Raw genomic sequence first — 19171 nt, 5'->3', positions numbered from 1 at the left:
AGGCTACATAGATAGTCACTGAGCGGGGCGGAACGCCACTACCTGTATGCCCCATATCCTGCCATTGTGCGTGGCGGTGGCGGCATAGGAGCCAATTGAAGCTGCAACCTGATCTTCCGTAACGTTGCCGTATGCCAGATCTCGCGAGCTGAAACCCGACCCGACAGCAGTTACCGAGTTATCTGAGACGCCAGCACCAAAGATCAATTCATTCGCACCAGTGGTAGTGATGGCCCCGCTGTTCAATGAGCCCGAAGACCCTGTCGCGGAGGCCGTGAGATCGACCGGACTGCTTACGCTGATTCCGGCGTATTCGTGTACGTATACAACACCAAAATTGGTTACAGGAGTACGAAACGCAGCAGTCACTGTGTCCGCCCCCCCGGCAATACCTGAAGCATAGAAAATCTGCGCGCTGTTTCCGCTGCTCCAGATCACTGGTGCGCTGACGCTGACAAAAGTATTACCGCGAGAATCCGTCACAGTAACGTTGCCCGCGTTGTTCCAGATCACATAGACCACAATCGTATTCCCCGCAACCGTCGGAGTGTTGAACGTGACCGAGGTGCTCGATCCACTGGCGATTTGATTTTGATTCACTTGAACGATGGATGGGGGAGTCATCGCCAGAGGTGCAGTGGTCACGGTTATCGACTGGGATTGGGCGGAGACATTGTTGGAAGTGTCATATGCAGCGATCGTGTAAGAATAGGTCGTCGACGGGGTTAGGCCCGTATCGACGAAACTCGTGGCCGTGGTTATGGTGCCTACCTGAGCACCGTTCCGGAATATCCAATAGCCCGCAACCGCAACATTGTCAGTCGACGCGGACCAGGTAAGGGTCAAAGTGGTCGACGTCACTTTCGACGTCTGCAGGTTGGCCGGAACAGAGGGAGGTGTTGTGTCGGACCCGAACGACGTCTGTGCGACCACTGGCGAGGATTGATCTGATACATTTCCGGCCGCATCGAAGGCGGACACAGCGTACGTGTATTGAATATTGGGAAACACGGTCTTGTCAGAAAAACTGGCAGTCGTACTGGTCCCTCTTGGAACGTTATCGCGGAACACCTGATAACCCGCCACTCCGACGTTGTCCGTTGAAGCAGTCCAGGCCAGATCAATCTCGGAGGGAGAAAAAGGACTTGCAGCGAGGTTGGCGGGAACCGATGGAGGCGATGTATCGTTCGTGGACCCGTCCGAGGCTGTGAAGCTGGAAAAACCAAAATCATTGAAGTTGCCGCTGCCCGCCTGGTAGAAGCCAATGCCGGGCGCTCCACTCGTAAATGTGGAATCGTTGGCGATGAAAAGCAAAATCCCGTTCTTGTAAACGGAAATTGTGCTTCCTATTATGCTTGCATTGAGTACATCCCCGTCCACGCAGTTCGTATTTGCGGACCCAATATAGGTGAAGTCGCCGTTGGGTCCGTTCCACCGTACTGCCTGGACGTAGGGGTTCGCCGTCGCAACGCTGCAATTGATTTCGTATCCCGTGATCGAGTTGGGTCCCATTGCCGTACGTAGACGTATTTCGACTTCATGGCAGCAGTCACTGTGTGGGGTGACTACACGGACCGTCGCCTGCGCACTCTGATCTGGAGTCCAGCTTCCAGCGAGCATAGCCGTAGGATCACCGAACTGCGTTGGCAGTGCTGGACCATAGGCGAAATGGCTGGAGGTATACACGTCGCTCCAAAGATTTCCACGAGTTCCGGCCATCGCGCTCATCCAGTTGCCGCCCTCGGATATGGGACTCTCCGTGAGCGGGAACGTAGTGCTGTAGGGTCTAGGGAAGTTGTTGTTGATCGTAACGGTTACCGGCGACGAACTGGTCTTATTGCCTGCCGCATCTCGCGCCACGGCGGTCAAGACATGGGAACCATTTGCAGTCTGTGTGGTGTCCCACGTGATGGAATACGGCGGTGAGGGGTTTTCGGCGCCCAGACTGTTCCCGTCAAGCTGAAACTGGACTCCGACAACTCCCACATTATCCGCTGCATTCGCGGTGATTGTAAAAGCACCGGAAACGGTCTGATTATTGGCAGGAGACGTGATGGAAACGGTTGGGGCTTGGGTATCCGGCGTCGCTGTGGTGGCGCTTACCGGAGCACTCTGCGCTGAATTGTTCCCAGTCGCGTCAAAGGCGGACACGGTATAAGAATAGGTCGTTGAGGCCGCAAGGCCGGTATCGGTATAGGAAACCGCTCCCGTCGAGCCCACTTGCGTTCCACTGCGAAAAATCTTGTATCCGGCCACGCCAACATTGTCGGTACTGGCGTTCCACGCCAGGGAAACCGTCGATGCCGTTGTACCTGTCAACGCAAGATTGGCCGGAACCGTCGGTGGGGTCGTGTCCGATGCAGGCGGTGTTGTCGCCTGCACGGGGGCGGATTGCGCCGAAACGTTGCCAGCTGGATCGGCGGCAGAAACCGTATATGTGTATGTGGTGGAGGGAGAGAGACCGGAATCTGTCCACGAGATCACACCCGCTGCCGTGGTAGAAACGCGAGTGCCGTTCCGATAGATGCTGTAGCTCAACTGACTCGAGGGATTGTCAGGGTCGCTGGAAGCATTCCACGACAAGTTGATTTGCGTCGGGGACAGGACGGTCGTGTTAAGGCCGGTCGGCACCGTAGGAGGTGTGGTGTCCCCTGCCGCCAGGCCCTTAAAGGCGACCAACTGCATCGCCCACGCGCCACCACTGTTGCTTGCCGTCGCGCTGTAGGAACCTTTGACAGAAACCACTCTGTCCTCGGTGATGTTGGCTTGCGCGTTCGAGCGCGCGGTATAGCCGGCGCCTGCGCCCGTCACACGATTTGCCGATACTCCTCCCGCAAAAAGCAGATCGTTGTCGTTTAGGGTAGTGGCCGACCCGCTGGAAAGAGAGCCGGACGTTCCGACTGCAGCGGCAGTCACATCGATTGGTGCGGTTGCGCGGATCCCGGTGTATTCGTGCGCGTAGATAATGCCGAACTGACTGAGTCTCGTCGCAAATGTGGCCGTTACCGAATCGATACCACTGCTCGCGCTGATCGTATAGAAAATCTGGGTGCTGTACCTGCTATTGGACCATCGAGTCGGCACGACGGCACTGGTGTAACTGTTCCCCAAAGAATCAGAAACCGAAGCGCTTCCCGTATTGTCCCAAATGAGATAGACCGCAATAAGATTTCCAGACGAGATGGGCGCGGAAAACGTCACCCTGCTCGTGTTCCCGGAGTTCGCTTGATTATCCTTTTCCTGCTTGAACCCGGGCGCGGCAGCCAGCACAGTTGCGGCAGCGCAAAAAAACATGGCTATCGGCAGGAGGCAGCGCAGTCTATTTCCGAGAACAGTTGTAGCACGACGAGCACTCTGCTTCGGGACGCATTTCTCGGTGGATTGGTTTCTCGCATCAAACACACTTTTCATTTTGACCTTTACGCGACCCGCCTCAGGAACTCCGGCGGTTGCGTCAGGAGCCCAACGTAGGATTCTCTGGGTGGTGAAACGTTGCCCCCCAGGGCGATGTTTGTAATTTGACTATTCTACGTCCCATGTTGCCTGATCTTTACTGCTCACTTTGGCTTTGGTCCAAATCGTTAGTACATACCGAGGCTCCCTTAATCCCATTTTGGAATCCCGGAATCATTAAGAACCCGTCGGAAGCGGGATCGAAATTCGACAGGCCGAGAGTACTCGATGCACTTCGCGGATAACGAGTCAGCACAAATTGAGTACAAGGCGCAGAGGCGATGTGAGTGGACTCAGCGAGGCGGGAAGGAACAAAGATGATGCGCTTGCGGCACTACGCGGCGAATGATCGCATCCCAACCGTTTCCCGGTCCCACGGGTGCGGCGCTGCCTTCAACGCGGGCTATATAGCCTCTCGCTCGTTAAGGGAAAAGCACTGAGTAGTCCTTGCGCGTAGCCGTCCATTGCGGAAAGGCCGTCGACACTGCTCCAGGCGATACTGCGGACTGTCCCCACGACTTCCAACTTCGCGCGTTAGATTGTCAGACGAGAATCGGTGGAACTTCCGTGGCCCTTCGACATAGATTGACCCTTAGTCACCACAATCGAAAGGTCATTAGACTGTGACGTGTTCGGCGGCCAGTCGCCCGGCGACCACCGGTCTAGTTGACACAAGAACAACCGCGGGATCGGACGTTTCCTTGGCCAGGAATGCACTTCCGTGTCTGGTGGCCGTCATGTCGCTAGTTTAGTTTAAATTCCAGAAGTTTTATGCGGATCATAAACAAAAATGGCCTCGCGACGGCTCTCTTGATGTTAACTCTTCCGCTCGCTGCCCGTACCTATAGCACGAAGTTCCCTGCCACTGAGAATCCTATCTGCGAGGGTAGTCCCTGCAACTGGACGGGCGGAAGCACCGCGGGCAAAGATCTTTGGGGCGACGTACAAACGGCAGGTTATGCGTTCGGAGTTAGCGAACCTACCCAATTTGGCGATCCGACTGCCATACTGACGGGAACATGGGGCCCCGACCAGACAGTACAGGGCACGGTCAAAATCAACACGACTCCCTCCGGGAGTTGTTGTCACGAAATAGAACTGCGTTTAAGGACGACCATTGACGCATCCGCCCATACCATCACCGGCTATGAAGTTTACTGCAGCGTGATGCCAAATAACCGCTATTGTCACATCGCACGCTGGGGCGGAAAAAATGGGCTCTGGTGCAACATCGAGCCGTCCGTGCCTTCTATCAATCTCATCGATGGAGACGTTCTTAGAGCGACGGTCGCAGGCAATCCGCCAGTTCTTACGGCGTATCGGAATGGTTCGCAAATCATGCAGGTTACCGACACAGGAAACGAGGGAAACGAAGGCCCTGATTGCCAGAAGGGTCACGCAGTCTACAATTCTGGAAGCCCAGGCATAGGGTTCTACGACAATCCAGATTTTAATTGGAGTTTTTTTGGTTTTTCCGATTTCAGTGCTACTGATGGAGGACCCTCGCCTCCCAGCGGGCTCAAAGCTGTTACCAAGTAATTCTCTTCTTCGTATCGAGCAAACCGCTGTGTGCCCCAACCCTACGACTTGCCGAATCTGGCGTTCGCCGTGTCATGGAATTTGTACTTCGACCGGAGTTGAATATCTGCTTTCCCGTCCGGTTTGGTCTACCGACGTCACGACATACACATATTTTCGACCGCTGGTCACGAAACGGTCGTCATAGGGCGAACCCGGTACCTTCCCGGCAATCTTGACAAAAGGGCCTCCCTCCGCAATACGCCGGTAGACGTTGTATCCTGCCAAACTGCCCCCTCTAGGGGGCGCTGCAGCGTTCCAAGTGAGAGTCACGGTGTGATGCCGGTCGGAGGAATCGCGCAATAGAACTACGGCAGTCGAGATTAGCGCCAAGACACCCAAGAGCACGTACCGCCAGCTCATCTTCATGGTTGAGGATGCCTCGCCCCCAAAACGGCGTGACTACCTAGGATAAGGGGAAACCGGGTTGCTTGGGGCAAGACAGTCAAGTATTTAGGGGATACCACCCCCCACTTTCGGTTCGAATTTTGGGCTTGTTGACGAACAGTGGAGTGGAAAGGGGTCGCATTCCCGTGCAACTGTTGCAAAAAGTATCATCTTGACAGCGACTTACGGGCAGGGCCTAATGTTAGTAGTGCTATGGGCGGTTTTGCTAACAAAGCGGCCCTTGTGTAGACACTCCCCTGCAAGAGGTCAAAATATAGTCCGTTTAAAGGGAGTTTTGCTGATGATCAATCGAAAGTTTGTACTGGCTGCTTTGTTTTTGATGTTGCTGGCGCCCGCGTCTTTTGCAGGCCCCAGAGACCGATGCGATCCGAGACGCGATCGGCGTTGCCAGCAGGTCCCGGAAGGTGGCTCTGCGCTAGTTTACTTGCTCGGCGCTGGGATCACGTGTCTGGGGGCGATGGTGATTCGCTCACGTTCTAAGGCTGTTACTCAATCATAGTTTTTAGGTCCTATAAATTGACGAGGCTCACCCTCAGGGGATGAGCCTCGTTCTATTTTGCGCCTTCCAAGCAATCTCTCTCCTTGAGCGCCGGTCTAGGTCTCTGCGTTCGCATCCGTTCACTATCCTTGACTGTCCTTTTCCGATAATGTCCTCGGAATTCGCACTCCACTCCAAACTGCTCAACAATCGATCCGAATCCGCCTGTACAGCAAAAAGGCCGCGCCCGTTTCGTACGGGCGCAGCCTCTCTCTAACTCTGATTGTCCTATCGCTGTTTTATGGTGCGAAGTATGCGTTGATATCCACATACAACGACGTCATGTTCTGGCAGTTAACGTTGATGTACCCGTTCGTAGTGGAAACCACCGCTCCGTTGGAAACAACAGAACCATCGGTACCCGCCAGAGAAGTCATGCCGGGTTGGGATGTTCCATTTGCCCAGAACACCAGGTTCCCAAGGTATCCGAACCAAGGGACAATGGTCCCATTCAGAACATAGTCCTTCGCGGCTGGTGGAAGCTTGCATGATGAACCCGCGATGTTCAGCGTTGTCGTTTGGCTGAAAGCTAACGCGCTCACCGCGCGGCAACCCGCAACTGGGTGCAACGACAGCCTACCCGAACCCGGCGCCGCATAGTATCCCGTGATGTCGATCACCACGTTCGTATTGTTCGTGGGGAGAAGGTTGATCTGACCATTTGCTCCAGCGCCCAAGATCGCGGTGATCGAAACCGTCGTGCCAGTTGGAGCGTTCAGGGTGGAGGAACCGGGCTGACTCTGACCTGTGGGTCACGCATAGAGAATACTCATCGGTCCGTTGGTCGGCTGTACGGTGATATTCACCGTGTATGCTTTCGCCGTCGTGTTGTGAGGACTCTTGGCTTCAAACGAAGAGGCGGAGTGAAAGAGGCTAGTTGATGGTTTCAGTCCGGCGCAGAAGCCACAACAGTAAACCCGCCACGACGAGCGCCACTCCCAGAAAGAGAATTCCACCTCGGTGATGCAGGTTGCCGTCGAAGTACCCTGGGTCGACTTTGGTGCCCAACTCCGTGATCGTAAAAATGCGGAATCCATTCTTGATGGCTGCCATGGGAATTGCCGCGACGATGAAGAAGACCTTTCTCCATCCGGAACGCAAAAAGAGATGTGCGAGGACCATCGTAATGATCACCAGCAACATGCTGGATCGAATGCTGCTGCACTCGCGCGCGACCTCAATATCCAGGCTCGGAATTGACAGTATTACGCCGTCTTGCGTGACGGGAACACCCGCCAGCCTGAACATGATCCGCGCCGCGAAAGCGGATTCATATTGGAGAGAACTGATGATCTCGTCCACCAGAAGACCCGGAAGAGGGACGATCCACAATAAGAACAAAAGTGGGAATAGGAGCGACTGAAAGGTTCGTGTTCCGAAACCAACAATAAAACTGCCGAGCCACCAGAGAACGAGGGCCAGCATGCTCAACGAAAGATGAATGTCTTCGGACATGCTGGCTGCACCCCATCGCTCGAAGCCTGCAAGCAGCAGAGCAGCCGCCAGCCACGCGACTCCAAAACCTGTCCCGGACTGGAGCGCTGGCCATAGAAGGTTTCGTTCCAGGTAGAGGAGAGCGAAGCTCAGAGGAACAATCAGCAGAATGTGCGTGTACGCTTCGTCGTGGAGCGCAAGGCTGAAGGTGCGGAGCAGAGGACGCCACCACAGCACCCCGGAAACAAATACCAGGAAAGCGGTTTGTAAAGTGACTTTCAGTTTGGTTGCCGGCGAAGCAGAATGGATTGTCGCGATTTCACCAGTGGGATAGCCAGAAAATAACTAAAGCACGTCACGAGACCGCGGTCGCTCATGGACAAGTATTGCAGACTTCAGGTCGTACAGAATCAGTGCACATCCGTATTCTGACTGTCACGAACGAAACCGTGTGTGCCATTTTCATCGTCGTAATCGCCGGTGATCCGGCTCCCGAACATGGCAGTGGGAAAAGTTTCCGCCGAGGGCGACACAGAAAATTTGACGAATGTGCCATCGCGCTTTCGTATGAAGCCGTTCACGGCTCCTGTCTGGTCGTCGTAATACCAGCCCGCTACGCGTCCAGAGTGATCGATCGCCACTGGAGTTGCGGAAATCGTGGAATTCACGACATCGAAAATGACTTCGTTGCCATCGGGCTCGGACAGGAACCCCCGAATCGCGTTATTGCCCGTGTAACCGCTGACTTCGCCTTCCGCATTGATCGCGACCGCGTAGGTCTCGGAATCGAACGATCTCGTGAAGGTCCCATCAACTTCGCGCACGAAGCCTCGGCCACTGGCTCCCGGCTGATCGATATTCCACCCCGCGATCTGCCCTTTTCGGTTAATCGCCTGCGGAAATGTAATTGGGAAAGTTCCAGGAGCATCGAAGGGAATCACGTTTCCGTTCTTAGCCCTAAGAAATCCATGAATGCCGAAGTCGTCGTAATAGTAGCCGGTGATCAAACCTCCGGGACTGATGCCGCGAGGATAGGTCCCGCTCGAACCGGGAGCATCGAACAAGAGAATGTTGCCATCCGGCTGGCGCAAGAAACCATGGTCAGCAACCGAATCCCCATAGGAGCCTGTGATATGACCGTCCTGATCGATCGCTACTGGCGTGGTGTTGATCGAACCCGGAACATCAAATGTCACTAGGATGCCGCTCGCATCACGAACGAAACCATGATTTTGAAACACATTGTCCCGGTAGTATCCCGCGACCTGACCATCTCGATTGATCGCTTGCGGAAATGTACCCTCAGCGCCCGGGACATCAAAAGTTGCGATGGTCTGCGCGTGGAGTTCCGGCACGGTGCACGAAACCACACCAGCGAATACAACGGACAACAAACGACGGAGGGTCATTAGGGTCACACTGCTTGCTGGGGAAGGTAATGATTACGAAGAAGAACGAAAACAGACTAGATCACATTGGTGCATACGTCAATGGTGCCTCCGGGTAGTGCGTCATAAAATGGACAATCGGTAAGTGAGGAAAATTCTCTTTGAAATCCGATATTAGGGTTATGAAAAAAAATAAGCCGGACCTGAAATCCAAGTCCGGCCCACTTCGTAATCCTATTTAAGCGGCTCCCGCATCCGTGCGAATGCTCAAAGCGACTAAAACAGTCGTCCATAAAGCTGGGATATCGGTTAAGTGAACTGCAAACACTTGCCCTCCAAGATAAGAGGTATGGTGATTTCGCGGCACAACCCATGCGTGGGATGGGTTATACAACTCGGCATGCTGGAGGTTTGTCGTCACAAGAACGCAAGAAACATTATGAGCAAGCTAAATGGGCACTAGAGGATGTACTTCTTGGCAACTAGGTACGGTAGCATGCACAATTCAGCGATTGCGGGAATCGGGTCGTCCACAGAAAATACTGACTCCACGCGAGTGCGCTTCAGGGACTCGACGTAAGAACCCAAATCCATGTGGCCGTGCCACAGGTCAGATGCCGCAGTTGGCATGTCCGTTATCAGCCGCAGCCAGCCGACTCCAGCCCGCCCACGGGATGGTGGAACGACTTCTCCCAACTGATCCGCAAACAGCAGATACGGGAAATCGATTCCCGCTGGAGCGCCGATACTATGAAATCCCCAAGTGCGAGCATTTACATCCAACAGTTTAAACTTTCCGTCGCGAGGATCCTGTTTGAACTCGACTTCGACCAGGCCGTAGTAGTCAATCGCCTTAAGAAAACGCTCCGAGAGCTCCTCGATCTCCGGCAAATCTACACTCTCGACATAGGTAGCAGCGCGTCCAAATTCGCGGGGATGCTGTCGCATACGCATCGCGGTGAGACTGCTATGAGCTTTACCGTCGCGAAAGAATGCGCAATATGAGTACTGCCGAGTACCATCTCCGGGAATGATCTCCTGGATCAGTACTTCTTCCGGTCTGATTTGACGCGTGGCACGGACGAACAGAGTGTCGAGTTCGGCGGGAGTATCGGCCCGCCAGGCCTTCGAGTGTGTGGCGTAAAAAAAATTTTCTTTAATGGCCGGCTTGATGGCCAGCGGCAGACGGCCGTAGAGCTGAGCAAGGTCCTCCTTACTCCTCGGATTCCACGTCCCTGGCACTGGGATTCCCAGCTGTTCCGCGAGCTCATAGGTGTTTTTCTTATCCCAAGCCCATTTGACGCTTTCCCAGTTTGGCGTCGTAACGCGGAAAAATTGGGCCAGACGCTCTCTATGGCGCGCGAATGCAGCCACCGTTTCGTCGCGAGTGGGAAAGAGAACCCAGCCCCTGAGTCCGAAACGCTCACCAACTTCGAGGATGCTGTCTACGGTCTTCTGTTCATCCCGCAGGTCTCTTACGCGGACTGTTCGGCCCGCGTATCGGGAGAATTGTGACACCGATTGCTGGTCATCCACGATGCAAACCGGAATCCCCTTGCGGCCGAGACTGCGAACAATTCCCAAACCAGGATGCTCGCCACCCACGATTACCGCCCCCACGGGCGGTGCGCAGGACACCATCGATTTCGTCGCTCTATTTTCGACCGCTGTGGTGGCCATCAATTGGTTTCCCCTGCACTACGAGAGATGTGCGACGAGAGCTCCCGCGATGCAAATTCGGTACCCGCGACGAAATAGAGCAGCGGGCCAAAACTCCTCGCTGCCGTAGCTCCGATAAAGTGCAAACCCGGTACGGAACTACGGAACCCGCTACGGAGCTTGGGATATCCGCCAAACAGTTGTACTTCTTTGACGAGTTCGGGAGGCAGAAATTCATAGCGAGAAATATCAACTTCATACCCTGTTCCCAATAAAACATGGTCTACACGTCGTTCGCTCCCATCGTCGAGCGACAGGGCAACTTCGTTCCCCTCGGTAGCCGCCTGCCAGACGACTCGCCCAGTAGTAATCTTTACAGTCGATAGGCGATCAATGAGCCAAGGTGATCCAGCTGGCCGCACTGCGCGGGTTCGAATCTTGTCGCGAACCTTCAGAGGAACGACCGACACGAGTTTGGGGTAGGCAACAAGGCGGCTCACGCCAAGTGGACCGACATCGTGCTTGGAATAGAGCAAAGCGGAGATCGGTCCCAGTCTGTGCAGCCACTTGTGCATGCCAATCCATCGTAAAGAAGGGTTCCGCACAATGACTTCCACTTTCGCGCCTGCTTCATGCAGAAGAGCCGCTGATTCCAGCGCGCTCTGCCCGGCACCAATTACGGCAACCCTCTTGCCCGCGTACTTGCAGATGTCCCGTCCTTCGTAACAATGGGATACACGGTCCTCGGGCAACCCACGAAAAACCGCCGGTTTTCTCCTAAAAGGTCCGATTCCAGCAGCAACAACGACGCGACCACAGCGAACGACGTCTCCGTCTTCCATCGTCAAACGAAATCCTTGCTGCTCACGGTCGACGCGCGTCACCGTTCGCGACTCTAGGTTCGATCCTAACTGGTGGTGAAACCACTTTCCGTAAGCGACAAACGTATCTAGAGGGAGAGGTGCGGACGGTCCAATCTTGGCCGCAGCCTCATAAGCTTCGAGCGTATAGGCGCCGTGCGAGTCGGAGATCGTCGACGCTATGCGGGGGGATCGCAGCAGCATGCCTTCGGGCATTTTCTTGGCCCAAAATTCCATAGGGTCGCCGAACACGCGAACATTGATGCCTTTAGCCTTCAAGTGAGCACCGGCTGAAAGTCCGTACGGGCCGGCGCCGATGACTGCCACGTCACACGCGGCCCTGGTCGGCTCCTTTTGATACACTGGCTGGGCCATTCGACCGCTGATTTCTATTTCCGAACTCATGACACCCTCCGCAGAGCTTTCCAGAGCCACATCATCGAACCTCCCTACCCGCCTCAAGAGTGAACTTTAGGTGTCCATCCTGCTCACTCGCATACGCGATCAACGCGCGCTCGTTGCCGGCGCCTTCAATACGCCAGCCATTCCCGGTCTCGACGAGACTCATTTGAGCCCGCTGCCGCCACCAGCGATTTACTTCTCGCGGCGTGGTAATCCATAGGCCTTTTTCCTGTCGTAAGTAACTTAGGTGACTTAGCAACGCTTCATATGTTTCTTGCTCTGGTCTTGAGATGATGTAATCCGGATGAATGATAAAACTGATCAGACCGTTCTTCTTCATAATCAGTTCGATCTGCTGTTCCCACAGCTGAATTGAATGCTGCTTCAAAATGTGGAATAGAGAATAGTCTTGCGTAGCTGTCACGGGAATTTCGAGTATCTTACCCACGAAATATGGCATCACCGTGCAGCAACCGCCCCTTTGAGGATCGAGGTGGGCGACGTTCGGGACTGACATCTCATAGTCGAAATCGAGGGCATCAAACCACTCCTGCCTCCGATACAAAATTGCAGCGCGAAATCCCCGCGCTCCCCAACGTCGGCCGTACTCGTTGATCATGGCAGCCCGAGTTCGGAACTGCTCTTTATTCATGTACAACCGTCCGTCATGATTCAGATCCTGGACTCCGACCTCGAAATCGCGTCTCGTGATCGATTCCAAATACGAGGATGTAACCTCGTAGCGCTGTTCGGGGACTATCTGAAAGGCGGCCTTGACACCGTATGTATCGTCGATATCCATCAAGGTTTCGCAGAAATCCCTTCCAATCGTCGTCTCGACATCATGGGTTATGATGGCGCAACTCGGCGCTCCTTCTGGCCAGAACCAGATGAAGGGAATTCTGTCTAATGCCTCCGCCCGCAAGCTTAATAGGAGTAGTTTCTCCAAGATTGCGTCCACAGTCCTGTCGACCGGCCACGTCGGGAATGCCAGCTTTTTCCAGTCGCTTAGCCGCATTCTTTGGAGATGCTTTCGTACCGCCACGGGCAGGAAAGGACGCAGCAGGTAATACAGCCGATTGACCGGAGACGCGAGGTCGGACCCGTTACTTCCTGCCAGACCCATGTATCTTTCCTGCCGGAGGCCGTCTATCACTTCCGTCAAGTCGAACGGCAAGTCCAGGACGCCCCTATCCACCTTGACCTGCGCCAGCGCATCATGCAAAACAGCGCTTGAGCTGCGAGACGGATACCCTCCCCTGCACTTGCCGAAACAGATTTCCTCGCCGAAGCGGAAGTAACCTTTTATGGTGTCCGACGGGTCATGGTGCGCAATTATCCTCGAGAAGCGTTCAGGACAACGGTAATACTGCGTGAGGGGATTCATCAGTTAGAATTTCCCAGCGAAAGACTATTCGTTCGAGACCGAACCGTTCCCGGACGGCTGCGGGGGCTGCGGTGAACTCGGAATACTGCGACCCAAAGGCTGATCGGAGGCCTTAAAGCTACTAAATCCGTAATTCTGATTTACGCCCTTGGCTCCCTGAAGGAAGAAACCCAGCCCCGGGTTACCGTTCTTGTATCTGGTATCGGACGCCTGATTTACCTGGTTGCCATTAATGTACACAGTGATAACATTGCCAATCATTGTTGCCTTGACAACATCGCCGTCTGCAACCCCGTATTGCGCGCCACCCTGGTTACTCAGGTACGTGAAGTCACCCAACGGGCCATTCCAGCGCACGATTTGGGTGTATGCATCGTTTTTTTTCGAGCATCGGAAGTTGATCTCGTAACCCGTGTTCCGGTGTGCTGTGATCACGCTGCGCAGTCGCAGCTCCACTTCTTCGTAAGCATTGTCATTTGGATTCGTAATGTGGACCTTCGCCTCCGCTATTTGATTCGGTCCCCACGTGCCCGTCAATAATGCAGTGGAGTCGTCGTACCCACCATCGCCAGTTTCCGTCCCATAGGCCAGCCCTGATATCGTCGCGACGTCAGACCAGTCCACCCCCACCTGTTTGCCGTTAGTCCAATTCCCCTTCTCCGAAATTGGGTTCTCCACTTTAGGAAACGTTGTTGTGTATGTTCTGACGCTCGTCTCCTTCCCGATAGAACCGGCGTCGGTGAGCCGATCTCCACTTGAATTCCCAAAGCATGCGCACATGCAGATCGTCAGTGTAGTTAACAAACAACTTCGTGCCGACCACTTGACGACTGGCGCAAAACCTCGCTTTCCACTATCTTCGTCTAGCTTGCCGAACATTACCCCGTCCCCCTTGCGTTGTTTTCACATCCACCTCAACCTAAACCGATGCTGCGACACGCTCACTGTTTGCCGTGCGATTCAAGAGCATGCGAAATATCTCGATATAGAACGCTTTCTGTTTCATGACATATAGAAGGATGCCAGCGTAGGTTACAACGAGAATAGTCACGCCGGTCAGAAGGCGTGGTCTCTGGCTCATCCAAGGACCATAGGCCAACTGAAGTACGAACACGATTGCGGCCGCTGCCCCTCCTGACAGTAAAGGTTTGCTTGCAGCAGAGAGAATGTCACCGAGGGAAATAGCTGTCCCCTTAACGACCCAGGCCATTACTGGCACCACACACAAGCACATCACAATCGAGTACGCCACCGCCACGCCGGTCAGTCCATAGTGCAACCCGAGAGCGTAACCCACGATCATGGCCGGGGCGAGTGCTAATGCAATCTTCAAAGACCGGCTAACGAGCCCCAGCGCTGAAAGAAACCACCCCAGCGGGTTGAGCATCGCAAAGACTAGGGTCACCGGCGCGAGCAGGCGAAACACCACCACCGCATCCTTCCACTTTGGCCCCAATAGGACGCCGATCAAGTCACCTGCAAACAGCGCGCACGCACAGGTGATGGGGATTGTTAAAGACAACACCAAGGAATAGCCCTTTAGGAAATATCGCTTGAGACGAGCAGGCTCGTCTTGCAGGCGAGACAAAGCGGCAAACGCAACGCCTCCGGCAGAAGAGTTCAGGTTATCCGTCGGTATGTTGACGAGTTGATATGCTCTTCCATAGATCCCCACTGCGTCGACTCCCAAGAACCGCCCAAGCAGAACCTTATCCAGATTACTTGCGAGATACATCACAAGCCCGTTCATCGTGACGGTCCCGCCAAAACGCAGCATCGAGAGTATTCCGACGCGAGTGCGGGGCCACCCTGGAATCCATCCGGAAGCAATCCAAACGCCTACGGTATAAATGAGCGGCGAAACCAGGGTGGAAACGACCAAAGACCAATATCCAAACCCATGCAATGCCATCACAATTCCAACAACTGTACTCACAGACAGCGAGACAAGATCGATTACTGACAAAGTCGTAAAACGCATTTGGCGCTCGAGAAAAGCCGAGTGCTGCACACCAGCCGAGTTAAAGAGGAAGCCCGCCGACAGCATCGCTGTGATGCCCAATAGTCGAGGTTCGTGATAGAACCTAACCACTAATGGCGCCAACGCCAATGCACCCGCTCCCAGAATGCTTCCGACGAGCAGGTTTATCCAGAAAAGCGTCGACGTCTGTTCTTCTGTTACAGAGCTGCGCTGCACGGATGCTGCGGACAGACCAAAATCCCTGAACACATTGAACACGCCAATTACTGCGGTCACCATCCCAACCAGCCCGAAGTCTTTCGGGGCCAGAAGGCGAGCCAGAATCATCAGCGACCCCAAACGCAGGCTGAAATTCGCGGCTTGTGAGAGAGCTTTCGCGATCCCACCACGAATTGTTTTCTGTTTAAGGTCGCGCATGTGCTCTTGATGGCTTTCTTCGACGGGGCTTTCCATTTGCGAACTGTAAGCGAATGAGCGACAACGCACTACAGCGCAACAGCGGAGAAACTAGGCATATTCTTGTTCGAACCAAAGTGGGCGACTAATTTCGCGATCTGAAGAAATGGTTCACGGCTGCAACTCGCAAATACAGTGATCACGTAGATCAATCGGACTATTAGCGACGTTAATATCAGCCGAATCTCGGCTCCTCGATCCCGTTCATCGAGGGATTTGGCGGAGAATAGCTGGGCAACCTAATGCCGATATCAGCGGGGCAAAAATGTATTTCCAAACCACGGCAATTACCGAACCATCGCCAATTGTACCGGTTTGCCCGCGTGCCAGGACGCTGGGATCGCTAACACCGCATAGGAAGCAGTCCATGCAACCGCAATCCCCTCCGGCTCCCACGTCAGACCAATCGCAAAAGACAGAATGGTCACCCCGAGTTCCACAAAGAGGGTAGACCGAAATGTCAGCGGGAAATGAGCGCCACTATTGAATCCTCACAGAATGATCTTGCGACAGAAGAATGCCTCGGAATAACCGCTGGGAGCATTGCATTCCATGCCTCTTATCCGCATGATCGACAAGAATGTACGCTCCTCGAACCATGCCTTGCTGGCCTGAGATCGGAAAGTTTTTATGATGTACCCAACTTTCCTTTGTGCAACCTCAGCCGAAAGCGGGATGAAGAAAGTCGGTTGCCCCATATCTCCATCGTACTTCGGGATTTCATATTCAAGAATCATGTGGTTCCTAAATGTATTCCACGTTAGTTCTGAAATGAGCCGGTGGTCCTGATGTGCGTCCCTGCCATTGTGAGTAAAAATCAGATCAGGAGAGATTTTTTGTTTCAATTCCTCAAAGAACATCTTCACTTCCGCGCCGATGTAGGGCAAAAAACCATCGGGAAACGCTTTCAAGTGGGGACTCTCCAGCCGGGCATGGGTCGTAAACAACTCAGCTGCGCACCGCGCCTCCGATTCACGGACTCCAGGTGCACTAAACACAACCCAGTGAAAAACGCAACCTGGGTTCTCCTCTGCAAGCCTCAAGATGGTGCCACCACAACCGATTTCGATATCATCGGAATGGCATCCGAGACACAGAATATTGAGGGGCCCGTCGGTTCCCCCGGATAACTTAAGACGCATCATAGGTTGATCACACAGTCGCTGTAGCGTAACCGAGGGCTTTTTCTGCGGCATTTTCTCCGCTTATGAAGCTCTCATCAGTCCACATATAGCCCCAGTCGCCGTATCGGCCACAGTAGGCGATGCCGATTTCGTCGAGATAGCCGTGAACTGTCTTGAGAGCAGCCGCTCGATCGAGATCGAAAATGATGTTGGCATAGCGTAAGAACATCGCTTTGCGGGAAAGAACCTTGTCCTCCTCGCGCAGCAATCCGCAGCGCCGCAGGTCGCGAATTACCGGCTCGATCCAGTCTTCCGGCGATCCGCTAAACGGTTTGTATTTGTCCGAAAAGTACACTTCGGCTTGAATGCTTCCGCATCCGGGAGGCGCGTTCTTAGCGGAAAGCATGTGCGGGAATCCAAGGCGCGTAAAACAAATATCTTCGTCGTAGAAGTAGGTCATGTGCGCCTTTGACAGATCTGCGCGATTGACGCCCACGTTCACCAGAACACAGGTCGAGCATGCCAGTAGTTTAGAGGCCGCGACGACATCCGCCGGCGCTCCTTGGATCATGCGAATCATGTCAGGTAGTGCAACCGACGAAATAAGAGCGTCATATTCCGTGACGGCGCCGTTCGCGAACTTAACTTGTCGCTCGCGAGGGTCTATGGAGACGACCTCGTGGTTCAGCTTCAGATTCCCCATTGGCAGGAACTTGTTGAGATACAGCATGAACCCGCCATCGCTCGGATACCGGAAATGCGTGATGTAGTGGACATGCGGCGCGGATGCGGAAATTGCCCCTCGTATGACTTCTTCTAGACTAGGACGATAGATTCTTGGCCCAAGCCAGTCGGTGCTCATGTTCTCGGCAGTGGTGGTGTGGTATTTACGGGTGTACTGCATTGGAAATAATTCAGCAAAGGTCTTACCTAGACTCGCAAGCAGCCAATCCGCGTAATTCTTGGGCGACTCCTCGGGAAGTTGCCGGGCTTGTACGAAATCAGTAATCACCTTCACGATCACATCTTCCGGCATTCCGTGCAGATGCAGCTGAACCGGATGGAGAGGCCAGTGTCCGCGCCAGTAGTTGTTCAGATTGATCTGGATAGTCTCAAAACGACCACCGACACTCTCAGCAAAAATCTCCTGAATGCGAGTGTCTTTGGTAAAAGAAATGTGCGGCCCAACGTCGAAAAGAAATCCCGTGTCATATCGGAACGAAGCGGTGTGCCCGCCATAATACGAGTTCTTGTCATACATCACCGGGGCAATGCCCGCGGAGTGTAACCGGTAGGCAGCACCGTATCCGGCCATCCCCGATCCGAGGACTACAACCTTTGGTTTTGACATCAACATTCTCCTGTTTCATGAAGCTCTTCTGGGACTCGAATTCTCTCGGCGATAGTCATTTCGGTTCAATCGAAGAAAGCGTGTCGTAACGCTCGATTTGATCAAGAGTCAGGCGTCGCAAATCGCTACCCGACTGGAACGCCTTGTACCACTCCACAATCCACTCCAACGCTGGCTTGAGTGGTAGCACTGGACGCCATCCCAAACAGGTCTTCGCTTTCGAAGCGTCCAGTTTGAGAGCGTGCGCTTCGCGGGGATGACTCGCCGTGTCCTGCTTCCATGCTGCGGTACCACCCCAGCCCTGCACCAGTTCTTTCGCAATCCATTCCACAGACTTGGCGTCGTCATCGGCAGGACCAAAGTTCCATCCGGACGCAAAACGTGCGGCATCCTGATTGAGATGTTCTGCGAGCATGAGATACCCGCGTAGTGGTTCGAGCACAAACTGCCAGGGCCGGTAGGCCGCAGGATTCCGAATCAGGCACGGCTGCCCTGCCAAGAAACCACGCATTAAATCGGGGATCAATTGATCGCTGGTCCAGTCGCCGCCGCCGATTGCATTGCCGGCGCGAGCGCTTCCGAGCGCAACCCCATGACGATCGATCAAAGCCGGAGGAAAGAACGATTCGCGAAAGGAACTCGTAACCAGTTCCGCACATCCTTTCGAGTTGGAGTACGGATCCCGTCCGCCCATCGGCTCATTCTCGCGATATCCCCACACCCACTCACGATTCTCATACGACTTGTCGCTGGTGACATTGACCACCGCACACGGGCGCCCCAGTTGTCGGATCGCCTCGAAGAGATTCACCGTCCCCATGACGTTGGATGAGTAAGTATCGATGGGATCTTCGTAGCCGCGCTTCACTACAGACTGCGCCGCCATATGAATAATGACGTTCGGTTTGCATTCGGCGAGCGCACCCTTTAATTTGTCGTAGTCACGAATGTCCCCACAAATCGTTTCAATATCGTTCGCCACACTCGCCTGCTCGTACAAATTTGGATGTGTGGGCGGGTCGAGCGCAAAACCCGTGACGTCGGCGCCCAAAGCGTTAAGCCAGAGCGACAACCAACTGCCTTTGAAGCCAGTGTGTCCGGTGAGGAACACGCGTCGGCCCTTCCAGAATGTGCGATTCAACATGATCGGCG

General features: G+C 54.2%; 14 protein-coding genes. 1 reads left to right on the top strand and 13 read right to left on the bottom strand.

What is annotated here, in order from left to right:
- Positions 1-15: 15 nt before the first annotated feature.
- A complete protein-coding gene (locus tag HY010_07690) occupies positions 16-3084 on the bottom strand; it encodes a hypothetical protein (protein MBI3475600.1) in 3069 nt (1022 codons plus the stop codon).
- A gap of 1140 nt (positions 3085-4224) precedes the next feature.
- Here HY010_07690 and HY010_07685 point away from each other — a divergent pair.
- Positions 4225-4992 carry a hypothetical protein gene (locus tag HY010_07685; GenBank protein MBI3475599.1) on the top strand — a complete coding sequence of 256 codons (768 nt, stop codon included), beginning with the start codon at positions 4225-4227 and terminating at the stop codon, positions 4990-4992.
- Between the two features lie 72 nt (positions 4993-5064).
- Here the strand turns inward: HY010_07685 and HY010_07680 are convergent, their stop codons facing one another.
- The 12 genes from HY010_07680 to rfbG form a co-directional block, all read right to left on the bottom strand.
- Complete coding sequence (locus HY010_07680) at positions 5065-5400, bottom strand: fibronectin type III domain-containing protein (GenBank protein MBI3475598.1); 336 nt, start codon at positions 5398-5400, stop codon at positions 5065-5067.
- A gap of 816 nt (positions 5401-6216) precedes the next feature.
- Positions 6217-6654: a hypothetical protein gene (locus HY010_07675; GenBank protein ID MBI3475597.1), complete on the bottom strand. Its 438-nt coding sequence runs from the start codon at positions 6652-6654 to the stop codon at positions 6217-6219.
- A gap of 196 nt (positions 6655-6850) precedes the next feature.
- Positions 6851-7648, bottom strand: a complete 798-nt coding sequence (gene xrt / locus HY010_07670; protein ID MBI3475596.1) for an exosortase — start codon at positions 7646-7648, stop codon at positions 6851-6853.
- Between the two features lie 173 nt (positions 7649-7821).
- Positions 7822-8820, bottom strand: a complete 999-nt coding sequence (locus HY010_07665) for a hypothetical protein (protein MBI3475595.1) — start codon at positions 8818-8820, stop codon at positions 7822-7824.
- 438 nt (positions 8821-9258) lie between these two features.
- Positions 9259-10440, bottom strand: coding sequence for an ATP-grasp domain-containing protein (locus HY010_07660; protein MBI3475594.1), 1182 nt, complete (start codon positions 10438-10440; stop codon positions 9259-9261).
- Positions 10441-10478: 38 nt separating this feature from the next.
- A complete protein-coding gene (locus HY010_07655) occupies positions 10479-11723 on the bottom strand; it encodes an NAD(P)/FAD-dependent oxidoreductase (GenBank protein ID MBI3475593.1) in 1245 nt (414 codons plus the stop codon).
- A 31-nt stretch (positions 11724-11754) separates the two neighbouring features.
- On the bottom strand, positions 11755-13107 hold the full coding sequence (locus HY010_07650; GenBank protein ID MBI3475592.1) for a hypothetical protein: 1353 nt from the start codon (positions 13105-13107) through the stop codon (positions 11755-11757).
- A 24-nt stretch (positions 13108-13131) separates the two neighbouring features.
- Complete coding sequence (locus HY010_07645) at positions 13132-13731, bottom strand: hypothetical protein (GenBank protein ID MBI3475591.1); 600 nt, start codon at positions 13729-13731, stop codon at positions 13132-13134.
- Positions 13732-14026: 295 nt separating this feature from the next.
- Positions 14027-15505 (bottom strand): lipopolysaccharide biosynthesis protein, encoded by a 1479-nt coding sequence (locus HY010_07640; GenBank protein MBI3475590.1) that lies wholly within the window; start codon positions 15503-15505, stop codon positions 14027-14029.
- 530 nt (positions 15506-16035) lie between these two features.
- Positions 16036-16689 (bottom strand): PIG-L family deacetylase, encoded by a 654-nt coding sequence (locus tag HY010_07635; GenBank protein MBI3475589.1) that lies wholly within the window; start codon positions 16687-16689, stop codon positions 16036-16038.
- A 7-nt stretch (positions 16690-16696) separates the two neighbouring features.
- Positions 16697-18019 carry an NAD(P)-binding protein gene (locus HY010_07630; GenBank protein MBI3475588.1) on the bottom strand — a complete coding sequence of 441 codons (1323 nt, stop codon included), beginning with the start codon at positions 18017-18019 and terminating at the stop codon, positions 16697-16699.
- Positions 18020-18074: 55 nt separating this feature from the next.
- The gene (gene rfbG, locus HY010_07625; GenBank protein MBI3475587.1) at positions 18075-19163 is read right to left on the bottom strand and encodes a CDP-glucose 4,6-dehydratase; all 1089 of its coding nucleotides are present in this window, start codon (positions 19161-19163) and stop codon (positions 18075-18077) included.
- Between the last annotated feature and the right edge of the window lie 8 nt (positions 19164-19171).

The sequence above is a fragment of the Acidobacteriota bacterium genome (genome assembly GCA_016196065.1).
Classification (GTDB): Bacteria; Acidobacteriota; Terriglobia; order Terriglobales; family Acidobacteriaceae; genus Acidiflorens.
Note: the sequence above shows the minus strand (reverse complement) of the source record. Positions and strands in the feature narration are given on the sequence as shown.